The organism is Ochrobactrum sp. SFR4 (assembly GCF_019730395.1).
Classification (GTDB): domain Bacteria; phylum Pseudomonadota; class Alphaproteobacteria; order Rhizobiales; family Rhizobiaceae; genus Pseudochrobactrum.
Map to the genome: position 1 here is coordinate 1 of NZ_JAAPBB010000227.1, position 431 is coordinate 431.

Below are 431 nucleotides of genomic sequence, written 5' to 3' on the forward strand. Positions count from 1 at the left end.
CAGTACGAATGCAAGGAACATACCTAGCGCACCGATCCCGCTAATGATCCAGCCAACGAAGTTTGAAAGAACGGTAATGCCAGTTCCGACAAATGGAAACATTGCCAGTATGGACAGTGCGAGAATTGCCGCAGCAGTGTAGAATGTCACCTGATTTCCGAAGGTCACAAGACCAATCATCGGGTCGCTTGTCGAACGCGTTGGATTCATGAATTCCAACGCCTCATAAAGAGATCCTGCAGAAGGCATCCAGTCCGAAATATCGCCGCCGCTATCTGCGAAGGCAACGCGCTCATTGACGAATGCCTTAATGCCGCTTCGGGCGACGCTTTCATTCCACCATTCGACTGTCCCGTTGTAGGTGGCGGCTATCTGATCAAGAAATTTCTTTGCGTCTCCGTCGGCCGAGCCCAACAGATACCAGTTGTTGT

1 protein-coding gene is annotated in these 431 nt (G+C 51.0%); it reads right to left on the minus strand.

The window, feature by feature from the left end:
* On the minus strand, window positions 1-431 hold a 431-nt coding region (locus HBA93_RS18740), incomplete at both ends, for a hypothetical protein (RefSeq protein WP_221724305.1).